This window comes from Paenibacillus sp. HWE-109, assembly GCF_022163125.1.
In the GTDB taxonomy this organism is placed as follows: Bacteria; Bacillota; Bacilli; order Paenibacillales; family NBRC-103111; genus Paenibacillus_E.
This window is the reverse complement of record NZ_CP091881.1, coordinates 2,653,930-2,665,767: the sequence shown is the minus strand read 5'-3', so window position 1 is coordinate 2,665,767 and position 11,838 is coordinate 2,653,930. Positions and strand designations below refer to the sequence as shown.

Genomic DNA, 11,838 nt, shown 5'->3' with positions numbered 1-11,838 from the left:
ACCCGTGTCAGCTTGTTTATTGTTGAATTAGCTTGTCTCTTGGGAGATCGCCTCGAAATAGTCTACAACAACCTCACGGAATTCCAGTGCAGCGCGTGAGAGGTATCGACTCCTGTTGCTTAATAAAGCAATCTCCCGGACCAATTCATGATTCTCTACTTGGAGATAATGGATCTGTTCCCGTGAATTCACTGCCGTGCTTGGTATGAAAGCAATCCCAATTCCGGCTTCCACGAGAGCACTTAACCTCGTTGGCTCATTTCCCTCATACACATATCTAGGCACAAATCCAGCCGAACTGCATACAGAGTCTACTAAATCGCGAGTAAGATAGCCTCTTTTGACGCCGACAAATCTTTCGTCCTTAAGTTCTGATAAAGATATGCGGCTTCGGTCTGCCAGCCGATGCCCCAATGGAACAGCTACAAGGATGGGGTCGGCAAACACGATTTGACATTCAATTTCATCCTCATTCGTAGGGGGTGAGGACAAACCGAAATCTACCTCTCCCCGGTGAAGAAGCGTAATCATTTCTTGTGTGGTCAGCATTTGCACATGAAACTGGATTTGGGGATGCTTTTTCTGAAATATTCGAAGGATATTGGGCAGCGTGCTTGCATTGGTCACTGCCAATTCAATGGTCCCATGTTGGGGGCTGGACAAATCGCTAAGCTCCTGCTTCCCCTGTTCCAATTCAAATAATGCCCGTTCCGCACGGTGCAAGAACCTGCTTCCGAAAGCATTCAATCGCAGCTTCCTTCCTGTTCGATCGAATAACGGGACTCCAAGATCCTCCTCCAGGCGTTGAATCGTTTTACTTAGTGACGATTGAGTGACGTGCAGACTACGAGCGGCATCTGTCACATGTTCCAATCGAGCTACCGCGAGAAAATATTGCAATTGAAGAAGCTCCACTTCTCACCCTCCTTTCATTCCTCCTAGTCAATGAGATCATAACATAAAATGCGTTGGAGTAAATAATCTATTTCAAGTACGATATCATTAAAACACTAAGGGGGAACTCAAAGATGAATACTAGCAGTAGGTGGTTAATGATTTCTGTTGGCCTTGGGATGCTCTTGAACCCATTGAACTCTTCGATGGTCGCTGTTGCTATTCCAAGGCTGCAAAATGCGTTCCAACTTGACTTTACCGTAGTCGCCTGGATTATCTTCTCATTCTACATTGCAAGTGCTATCTCTAACCCTATCATGGGAAAGGCCAGCGATTTATTCGGACGCAAGAAGATATTTCTTGCCGGGCTAGTTGTAGCCTTCATTTCATCATTGTTAGCGCCGATATCACCAAACTTTGGCTGGCTCATCGTGTTCCGTATTGTGCAATCTATTGGAACAAGTATGATGCTTTCAGTAGGAATGGCCATTATTCGAATTCATATTACGGAGAAACAAGCGACTGCGCTGTCCGTCTTGACCATTTTCCAATCCGGAGCGGCAGCCATTGGCCCGTTTATTGGCGGGCTTCTGATTCACTGGTGGGGATGGCCAGCGATCTTTTTCGTCAATATTCCGTTCATAGTAGTGAGTTTTCTTCTTTCTTGGAGGATTATTCCTAAAGATGATGCACCAACAGCCAACGGACGGGGAATATCCTTTCGCAAATGGTTGGATCTCATTGATGCATCGGGGATCCTGCTCTTCACAGTGGGTCTCGTCGCCTTACTCGTTGGCTTACTGTCGGCAAAATCATCTGGGCATTTCTCATTCATAAATGTCATTATCGGGCTAATAGGTCTAGTTGCATTGGGGATTTTCGTACGGCGTGAGCTGCAAACCAAGTCACCCTTCATACCTTTGCACACTTTCGCCAAGTATCCAGCTTTAACTTGGGTAAATATCCAATTCATGGTCGTTAACGTACTCTTTTACGCACTCTTCTTCGGGATTCCTTCCTATTTGCAAATGGTACGTCATGTCAGCGAGTTCCATACAGGGATACTCATGCTTAGCTTAGGTTTATGTTCCCTCATCGCCTCTCCGCTAGCAGGACGCTGGATCGATAAATCAGGACCTAGGCCGGCACTGCTCGTGTCCGCAATCCTAATGACTTTGGGGTCCGTGTGGATCGTGACATTAAATCAAACTTCACCGGTTATTAGCGTGTGCTTAGCGTTAGCTGCCTTTGGTATTAGCAACGGGTTAAACAGTGTCGGCATGCAAGCGGCCTTATTCAAAAGTTCTCCAAAAGAAATAATTGGAGTAGCCTCTGGATTATTTAGCACATCAAGAAATCTGGGAGCCATTCTCTCCTCCTTATTGATAAGTATCGTAATGGGAGATGTGTTCAGCTTCAGTGGATTCCGAATGCTGGGGGTAATCCTCTCGGTAATTGCCTTATCCTTGGTATTCATGAATTGGCGGCGCCGGGAGTCAGGACAATTGGAAGCGTCCTAGTCTCACTATAAATTCTATGTTAACAAAAGCGGCTTTACCGCACTAAGAGATGAGCGTCTTCCTAGCGGTTTTCAGCAATCAGCGGATCCTAGTTCCGTTTAGGCTTTGCAATGACAGAGAGCGTCGTGTGAAAAGGAACTATGATCTGCTAAATGGCGGGAACTAGGGTAAACGTAGCATGAAAGGGAACTGAGATCCGCTATTTTAGCGGAACTTGCCGATTCCAACCGGGAAATGGTGAAATAGGGGACCGTAGTTCCCTTTGAAGCGGAATATGGCGGTTTTCAGAAATATAGCGGACTGTAGTTCCCTCAAACTCGCTATCCTGACACATTTTGCTAGTATCGCGGCTTGACGTTCCCTTTTCTCCGCGCGGTAGCTACGCTATCGGATCTCATTCTGCCAAATACTTGTTTATACCTCCAAACCAACAGCTATTCGAACAAATAAGTACGTTCACAGCTACCTTGTTTCTTATCGCATCTCATTTATACTTTTTCCAGCTATTATTCTAAAAAGTCCAGTCAAAGGCTGACTGGACTTTTTAAACGAATGGATTCATATGCGGCTAACGCAATGATAGTGGATTTATAACCATCCATGCCCGTAATTGACACAGGTCTTTTTTCTTTCAGGCAGGTGATAAAGTCCTCGATCAACATCTCATCTTTGTCGTCACCCCAGTAGCTCCACTCCGCATGACCCATAGTTTCGCTATATACCTCATTAATCTGCGCGAAATAATCAATGGATATAATATTGTTAAATCACGTTTGGAATTAACTATTTATCTGACTTAAAGCATCAGGTCCTCTACATTTCCGCTTACTTGTTGCGTCGGTCCTCCAATTGCTTCATATACAAGCTGCGCGGTAAAACATGCTTGCCTGCTGCATTCATATACCCGTCACTTCTCGGGCGAGGATCGTGTTCATTCGGTGCCCGCCCTTTCTTCCTCTCACCAACGTGACCAATTGCATAATTCTGCGCAGTCGGCGGCTGCTGTAGTGTTAAATCTCCCTCCGTGTTCCATGTGACATAGTTGGCTCCCGCCCAACCGTGTCCACTGCCAAGCCAAATGCGGTCTTGAATAGCGATAGGCGCCTTCACGTTGTCGTACAATCCGCCTACCGACCAGCGATGATGCGGTTCACTTGTGTTATAGTCCGTGCTAGACTTGCAATCGAGAAACACATTCGGACCCGTCACCCATTTGTCGACCACGAACGCATGCCTCGCTGTTTCCGTGTAAGCCCGCTGGACTAGAATCAATTGTCCACAAACATGGAAGCTGTAGCGGCGTCCTCCGGTTATGATGCTGACCATATCCAAAACCGTACAATCTTGAATTGTCACCCACTTGCTCCCATAGTCGGCAAGAACAAGACTATGATCGAGATGGTACCCTGTTACATCACGTACCCAAGCATTCTTGACATGATTCAGAACGGCAAAGTTAGTCGTGTGGTTTTCGTCAGCGCAATATGGATCAAGAGCGCCTTTGCGATCATCAATCTGCGTATCTGTCACTGAAGGATCGAATTCCACGTCAATTCGTATATTTTCTACGCCTACATGCTCGATGCGATTTGGATCTTCATATTTGAATACCTGCGCTCCACCCCAACGCTGTTCAACTGAATTCGTCAATGGTGCGTCAACGGTTATTTTGTTACCTGCCATCTCAACGATCATTCGGTCAAAATCAAGTTCAAATGGACTCCACATTTGGGTTCCCCCAGTTACCGGGCGCTGGACTATCGCATCCATACCAATTTCATGAATCCACGCATCGTTCCCATATCGACGGATGATTATTGAATCTCCTACTCGGAAATGCTGAGCATCCTCCACATGAAAGGAATTGGATCCTGAAGGAACATACAGTTCAGAAACCATCGTACTCGTTTCTTCCAACAGAGTGATTCCGCTCGATCCGCCAATTTCCAAGACATTTTTCTTCACCGCACCTGTCGCATACAGAAGTGTGCCGTCTCCATCCTGCCCTTCTCCTCGAAGAACAACCCCGCTAACTGCAATCTTCAACGTTCTGTCCAAATAGTACGTCCCTCGTCTCAGCAAGACAGCGCCGCGGATTCCTCCTGCCGTGGGGGGCAGCTGAGACACAGAATCAATGGCTTCCTGAATGCGCGATGTAGCATCCCCTTCTCCAGGTTCGACGATCACTCGGGTGGGCACATCCGGAAGCTCTATGCCGCCGCCCATATAGCCTGCATGAGAAAAATCTGCGATGCGGTTTCCTTTGAAGTCTGGTATGTAAACAAGCTTACCGTCCGCCCCCATATATGCAATATCTGATTGATCGATCCTATCTAGCAATGGATCTTCTACATAAAAGTAAAAGGCATCGTGCAAATTCGGATAACCAGGACGAGAGAATGTTAGCTGTAAGATGTGCATACCGAACCTCTTAACGACTCCTGAAAAAGTGATTGTTTGCTCATCTCCCGGTTGAAGCATTTGGGATGGAGTGTGAATGTCCTCTCCTGCCTCCGTATGTACGGATGCGCTTATCGTCAACTCTGTGTATGATTGAATACGTACACTCGGAAATACATCACCAAGCTGGAGATGGGCTGGTTGACCGAGTTCCATGACGAGAGTTGGATGTTCCAACCATGTTCTAACGATTTCCATTATTGCCTCCGTATGATACAAATTTATAGAATTACATCATACCGTTTTGGACCCCTACACACCATGGTGAAACTTAAAGGCGTTCTGTGTTTTTTTATGGAAACCTTACTACTTGGCAGTTGACTTTGCCCTTAGGGGAAGGTGGATACTAGAACTGAACAAAAGTCCTGAAGAAAGGAGATAACCACATGCTATCGATAGGGGAATTCTCAAAGATATGCGAAGTATCGACCAAAACGCTTCGCTATTATGATGAAATTGGCTTAATTACTCCTGATCAAATTAATCCTGAGAACGGGTACAGATACTACTCCATCAATCAGCTTAAAAAGATGCTCTTTATTAACCGCTTAAAGACCTATCATTTCTCTTTGGAAGAAATCAAGGCTATTCTCGAAATGGATAAGGATCAATCCGCAGATCATCTTTACTCTGCTCTTCACAGCAAAAGAAGCGAAATTCAGGAAAAGCTAAACGCTTTTGAATTTACTCTAAACCAAATGAGTGCTGATATTTTGGCTATAGAGAAAGGATTATCTGTTTTATCTTACATTGACGAATTAGAAGTGAAACTTGTTGAAACCCAGCCATTGAATATCCTTTGTATGCGTCAGATGTTGACTAGTGATGACCATGCTGCCGGATATGGCAAGTATTTTAGCAGGCTATATGAAATCATTGCTAGAGAGAAACTCACCTTGCTTGGTACGCCAATGACGATTTATCACAGAGCTGAATACAATCCAGCCGGTAATGATACTGAGTTTGCTATTTCCATCAAGGAAACCGTAAAAGGAACGAGAGATTTATCTGGAGGCCTTTGTGCGATGTCTGTTTTGAAAGGATCTTACTCAGAATTGACATCGGTATATGCTAAGCTCCGTGAATGGGTTGAATTGGAAGGTTATGATTTGGTCAATTCTCCTTATGAAATCTATGTGACTGACCCAAATCATGCCACCGGTCCAGCGGAAATAATAACCGAGGTTTATTTTCCAGTGAAGAAAAAATAAGTTCAGGAGGCAAATTTCATGCAAAGAAACTACTGGCCGACGAAAGAGTGGCAAACCTTAGCTCCGGAATCCCTGAGAATGAACTCTGATAAACTTTCCGAGCTTGAACCTTTGATAAAATCTGAGTACAGCAATATTAACGCTGTTGTTATTGTGCGAAATGGATATATTGCTTATGAGAATTATTATAATGGCTATGGCCCGGATGATACGCATCACGTGGCATCTGTAACGAAAAGTATTTTATCAGCACTTATTGGCATTGCCATAGATGCAGGATTTATTAAACATCTAGACCAGAAGGTGCTGGATTTTTTCCCTGAATATGTACCCAAGGTTTCGAATGGGCAGAAACGAGAAATCACGATACGCCATCTTCTCACGATGACAGCCCCCTATCCATTTGAGAACTGGCATGAACCCTTGGATAAGATGTGTATGCACCCGGATTGGGTGACATATACGCTGGATATGCTGGGGGAAAATGGTGCTATCGGGGATTTCAAGTATTCCACTGCTGGTGCACACTTGCTCTCGGCTATTATTACCCGCAGCTCAGGTAAAAGTGCTCGGGAGTTTGCCAATGAAAGGTTATTTAAACCTATCGGCATCAATGAAACTCCGGATTATGAAATGAAATCATTCGAGTTTGAGGATTTATTCGGGAAAAGGGTGAAAGGATGGGTGAATGACCCTGCTGGTAACTCCACTGGCGGGTGGGGACTTACGCTAACCCCCCGTGAAATGGCTCGTTTTGGCTTGCTGTATGTGAACCAAGGGATTTGGGACGACAAAGAAATTGTTTCTCCTTCGTGGATTGAGAAATCAACAGCTATGAACCCCAATAACTACGGTTATTTATGGTGGTTACGTGAAGAGGACGGGCTTCTGGCATACCTTGCTTTAGGTGATGGTGGTCATGTTATTTGTTGCTTACCAGACAAGGATTTGGTTGTAGCTATTGCATCGGAGTTCATTCTTAATCCTCGTGATAGGTGGACACTCATTAAGGAGCATATGATTCCGTCTTTGATTGATTAACTAGATTTATCTGTGCTCCTAACCCCCGGATTGGATAGCAGTGCACTGCCCCCGAGCACTAGCATCCCCGCGCAACGCTCCCGAGCCCCTGCACAACCAATCTGTCATACTAACGAACTCTGTGATGCTTATTGACGAAAAATTGGCTACTTTTAAGATCTAATGAACTGTATTAGCGTTATCGAGCAGTTTTTAGGCGGAATGGTGGTCATTTATATGACATAACGTATCCGGAATTCGTTGGATTTTTCAAATGCCCCGTTTGGGCTAAATAACGGGGATTGGGTTCGTTAGCATCCCCGCGCAATGTTCCCGAACCCTGTACAACCAATCTGACATTCTAACGAACTCTGTGATGCTTATAGACGAAAAATTGGCTACTTTTGAGATCTAATGAACTGTATTGGCGTTATCGAGCAGTTTTTAGGCGGATTGGTGGTCATTTATATGACATAACGCATCTGGAATTCGTTGGATTTTTCAAATGCCCCGTTTTGGCTAAATAACGGGTATTGGGTTCGTTAGAGTACCCCGCAGCGTTACGGGGACTCACAGCAGCGGGCGGGCTCTGGGTTTCATCGACTTATTGGACGCCCCTCTCTGGACTGCCCCAGTAGCAGCCATTCGAACAATAAGTTTTAGCTGCCTTATTCTCAGCGCATCAACCGGTCCAATAAAAAAAAGGAGCTCTGCCGCGAGGCAGAGCTCCTTTTTTTATGATACGGTTCGACGTGCTAATTGTAACGGTAAATTCCCGTTGAGACCAAGGGTCTCTGCTGTTGAAGTATGAATTTCGTGCAGAAGCTCTGGGTTCTCCAAGAGTGACACGCCATAAGAAGGTATCATTTCTTTAATTTTCGCTTCCCATTCTTTGATATGCTCTGGGAAGCATTTGGTAATGACCTCAAGCATAACGTGAACAGCCGTGGAAGCACCTGGAGAAGCACCTAGCAATGCTGCAATCGAGCCATCCGCTGCACTAATAACTTCCGTTCCAAATTGAAGCGTTCCTTTGCCGCCAGCTTCCGTATCTTTGATAACTTGTACACGTTGGCCTGCTACTTCTAAATCCCAATCCTCGCTTTTGGCGGTCGGGATAAACTCACGCAACTCATCCATGCGTTTTTCTTTGGACAGCATAACTTGCTCGATCAAGTATTTGGTTAATGACATGTTTTTGGCACCTGCCGACAACATCGTAACAAGATTGTCCGGTTTTACGGAAGTTACCAAATCAAACATGGAACCTGTTTTTAAAAACTTTGGCGAGAAGCCGGCAAACGGCCCAAACAACAATGATTTCTTATTATCGATAAATCTGGTGTCAAGATGCGGAACAGACATTGGAGGAGCTCCGACCTTGGCTTTGCCATATACTTTGGCATGATGCTGAGCTACAACATCCGGATTATTGCACACCATAAAAATCCCGCTTACCGGGAAGCCGCCAATATGTTTTCCTTCAGGAATACCGGATTTTTGCAGTAAATGCAGGCTTCCGCCTCCGCCTCCGATGAATACGAATTTAGCCGTATGGCGTTCAACTTTATCACTGTTGTTTCGTACTTTTAATTCCCACGAGCCGTCTTCAGCACGTTTAATATTATCTACACTATGCTTGTATTTGATATCGACTTTTTTACTCTTCAGGTGATCAAACAAAATGCGCGTTAAAGCACCAAAGTTTACATCTGTACCCGAGTCGATTTTCGTTGCTGCTATAGGTTCATTCGTAGGTCGATCTTGTATAATAAGTGGAATCCATTCCATCAGTTTTGCAGGGTCATCGGAAAATTCCATCCCTTGAAACAAAGGATTCGTTGACATAGCCTCAAAACGCTTCTTCAAAAACGTTACATTCTGTTCCCCTTGTACCAAACTCATATGAGGCAACGGTATGATAAAGTCCTGCGGATTCCGTATCAGCTTGCTATTTACTAAATAAGACCAAAACTGCATGGAAAGCTGAAACTGTTCATTAATTTTGATCGCTTTGCTAATATCTATAGATCCGTCTGGTTTTTCGTCAGTGTAGTTAAGCTCGCAAAGTGCTGCATGCCCAGTCCCTGCATTATTCCACTCATTTGAGCTTTCCTCACCTGCATTCTCGAGCTTCTCAAACACTGTAATTTTCCATTCCGGTTTTAGTTCTTTCAGAAGTGTCCCTAAAGTCGCACTCATGATTCCGGCACCAATTAAGATTACGTCTGTTTTCGTTTCTCTGTTGCTCATCTTTACCATCCTTATATCCTAAAATTTGCAGAAAGGATGTAGGCGCTACAGCAAGCCATGGCGCGACCTAGTTACACACCTTTTCTGGTTCAATTATTACCCTATCGATTAAATATTTATTTACTATTATATGATAGTTATAAGCTATACGACAAGCCTTATCGGAGAATCGGAATCGCGTGAAAGTCCACGCGTTTAAGTTCAATCACTATAATATAGAACAAATGATTAATGAATTTCCAAATAATACTTACAATTGTGTGAACCTTTTTCGAAAAATCAGGAAGCAACGACAACTAAACCCAAAAATGAAACAGCGGCGGTCTAGGACGTAAAAAAGTCGTAGACTGCCGCTGCTAATTTTCAACTAACCTTTTCCAATTCGAGAACTTTCTTACTTCTCAACTTTTACATATAGATACATATGGACTATCATAAAATAATTTAATTTGTTGGTCATTTATTTGGGGTACAAAATTCGCGTTGTTGGGACTGGTGGCACGCATTAAATTTTCTGGATGTTTCAGTGGATCTTCATGTTGATAATTAGGTGATTTTGGATCTTTGGGCGCCATACTTAGTGGGTCAGCAATCCTTTGGAAATTCGGACAACTAGAAAGCAAAACATGACCAAATTCATGAGCTATCGTGTACGCATTTGCTGCTGCAACTGCATTTGGGGAGATCCAGACAAATGCGCGCGTTTTTTTTCCTTGTTGTATTCTCACCGTACTCGCGAGTGTAGTTGGATCTGCGAAACTTAAACCCGTATTGATGATGATAATCGTTTTGGGATTTAAACTGGCAAATTGTTGAAGCCGTGGAGTATTGTTAATATAGGCTGTCATCAAATCTGTAGTTAAAGCTCTTTGCACACATCCTTTGCTTGTCTTTACACAACATAAAGAACCGGGACGTACGGTATCGCAATTGATGTTAATGGTTTGCGTTTCTCCGATGGAAAACGAAATATTGCAATACTCTTGAAATAATCTGTTTGCTCTTAGTATACGTGCAAACACAATTACATCCTCTATGGGGATCGCCCCCGTGTTCCCTTGAACATTGAATACCTGGACTTTCACATTTCTAGGGATGCTTGGCTTCGCTTTAAGCTTAAGATTGGGCAGGAAAAGCAAGGGGGTACTTCTTTTCGCCTTCACATGATCACACTCCATTCATGGAATAACACTCATGTTATTCCATGGCGACGGATTGGCTTGGACCGATGTCCTTCTATAGCGAAATAAATCATTTTACGGGATTAGCCGCAATCTCGTTATACATAACGATTTAATCTTTTATTATAAAGCACTGCGAGACCCGCGGTAATTATCACTATGCAGGAACAGAGCATGTACACAACAGAAAAGGACATCAAGTCCGCAATGGGTCCCATCGCAACACCTCCGAGCGATACTCCGAGATCCGCCGAAGCAATGAATATACCGAGCATGATGTTTCGCGAGGAAGTTGGCAGCACGAACGTCAAATAGGTCGTTAACGTTGGGTATAACATGGCTTGCGCGATGCCCATAAGAATAGCAGCCAAGTAGAGAAAAAGCGGTCCAGCGGTCGCCGATATCGATAACAACATGGCAGCGACAGCAGCTAGCAGCATAATGCCGCTGACGAAACGGGGATGCCACTTCCCGTCGGAAGGTACCCGCTTGCGAAACATGAAGCGTGACAGAACGATGACTCCCGCCTGCAACATGAAGTAAATACCCGCATTGCCGTATTCAACTTGGTTTACATACAATGGAATAAAAAAAGCAACCGATCCGAAAACGACCGAAGCCGCGAACATCAAGACACTGCAAATGAGCAAATCCGGCTGCCGAACTAATTTGCTAACTGCTTTCAGCACGCCTTGACCTGTCTTCTCTTCCTCCCTCCCACTGGAAACATGATCGATGCGTGTACGGTATCCAAATAAACCTGTAATGACAGCAATAGCAATCATTGTAACGGTGAATGCCTGCATGCCTCCCCATCCCCAAATTCCCAAAGCAATCAAAGGTCCCACGATGGTAGGCATATAAGTAAAGAGCGAATACAAGGAAACTCCCTGAGATCGCTGCTCGTCTGAGAGGGATTCAATGATTGCTATTTGCAGCGCCATGGAAAAAAAAGCGGTAGAGGCTCCCTGTAGAAGTCGTGCCACAATAAAGCCGTGAAGTCCAGTCACCGTATATAAGATGAGCGCGCCCCCATTGATAATCAATAATACACGCAGCACTTTAGCTGCGCCGTACTTGTGTACAATATGACCTGCCCACGGGCGAAATAGCATGCACGTCAGCATGTACGTGCCCATGATGATACCAATCATCGTGTTGCTCGCGCCCATGGATTCACTCCTTATCGGGACAATCACATTCAAGATCGCATTTGCACTGAAAAAGAGGAATGCGAGCGCATAAAGGCGCAAATACGGCCACGAAGTTGCCAATTGAGTACTCAATGCCAAACTCCTC

8 protein-coding genes are annotated in these 11,838 nt (G+C 44.6%); 3 read left to right on the top strand and 5 right to left on the bottom strand.

The annotated features are described in order from the left end of the window. Window positions 1-27: 27 nt before the first annotated feature. Window positions 28-915 carry a LysR family transcriptional regulator gene (locus LOZ80_RS10910; protein WP_238171452.1) on the bottom strand — a complete coding sequence of 296 codons (888 nt, stop codon included), beginning with the start codon at window positions 913-915 and terminating at the stop codon, window positions 28-30. A gap of 113 nt (window positions 916-1,028) precedes the next feature. Between LOZ80_RS10910 and LOZ80_RS10905 the strand changes: the two genes are divergently transcribed. Continuing rightward, window positions 1,029-2,414 carry an MFS transporter gene (locus tag LOZ80_RS10905; RefSeq protein WP_238171451.1) on the top strand — a complete coding sequence of 462 codons (1,386 nt, stop codon included), beginning with the start codon at window positions 1,029-1,031 and terminating at the stop codon, window positions 2,412-2,414. A gap of 825 nt (window positions 2,415-3,239) precedes the next feature. Here LOZ80_RS10905 and LOZ80_RS10900 read toward each other — a convergent pair. Then, window positions 3,240-5,072 carry a hypothetical protein gene (locus LOZ80_RS10900; RefSeq protein ID WP_238171450.1) on the bottom strand — a complete coding sequence of 611 codons (1,833 nt, stop codon included), beginning with the start codon at window positions 5,070-5,072 and terminating at the stop codon, window positions 3,240-3,242. A 188-nt stretch (window positions 5,073-5,260) separates the two neighbouring features. Here LOZ80_RS10900 and LOZ80_RS10895 point away from each other — a divergent pair, with 188 nt between their 5' ends. After that, complete coding sequence (locus LOZ80_RS10895) at window positions 5,261-6,085, top strand: MerR family transcriptional regulator (protein WP_238171449.1); 825 nt, start codon at window positions 5,261-5,263, stop codon at window positions 6,083-6,085. Between the two features lie 18 nt (window positions 6,086-6,103). Further along, complete coding sequence (locus LOZ80_RS10890; protein ID WP_238171448.1) at window positions 6,104-7,126, top strand: serine hydrolase domain-containing protein; 1,023 nt, start codon at window positions 6,104-6,106, stop codon at window positions 7,124-7,126. Between the two features lie 714 nt (window positions 7,127-7,840). Here the strand turns inward: LOZ80_RS10890 and LOZ80_RS10885 are convergent. From LOZ80_RS10885 to cntE, 3 genes are all read right to left on the bottom strand, one after another. After that, window positions 7,841-9,358, bottom strand: a complete 1,518-nt coding sequence (locus LOZ80_RS10885) for a malate:quinone oxidoreductase (RefSeq protein WP_238171447.1) — start codon at window positions 9,356-9,358, stop codon at window positions 7,841-7,843. A gap of 401 nt (window positions 9,359-9,759) precedes the next feature. Further along, window positions 9,760-10,521: a hypothetical protein gene (locus LOZ80_RS10880; RefSeq protein WP_238171446.1), complete on the bottom strand. Its 762-nt coding sequence runs from the start codon at window positions 10,519-10,521 to the stop codon at window positions 9,760-9,762. Between the two features lie 116 nt (window positions 10,522-10,637). Continuing rightward, on the bottom strand, window positions 10,638-11,825 hold the full coding sequence (gene cntE / locus LOZ80_RS10875) for a staphylopine family metallophore export MFS transporter CntE (RefSeq protein WP_443147019.1): 1,188 nt from the start codon (window positions 11,823-11,825) through the stop codon (window positions 10,638-10,640). Between the last annotated feature and the right edge of the window lie 13 nt (window positions 11,826-11,838).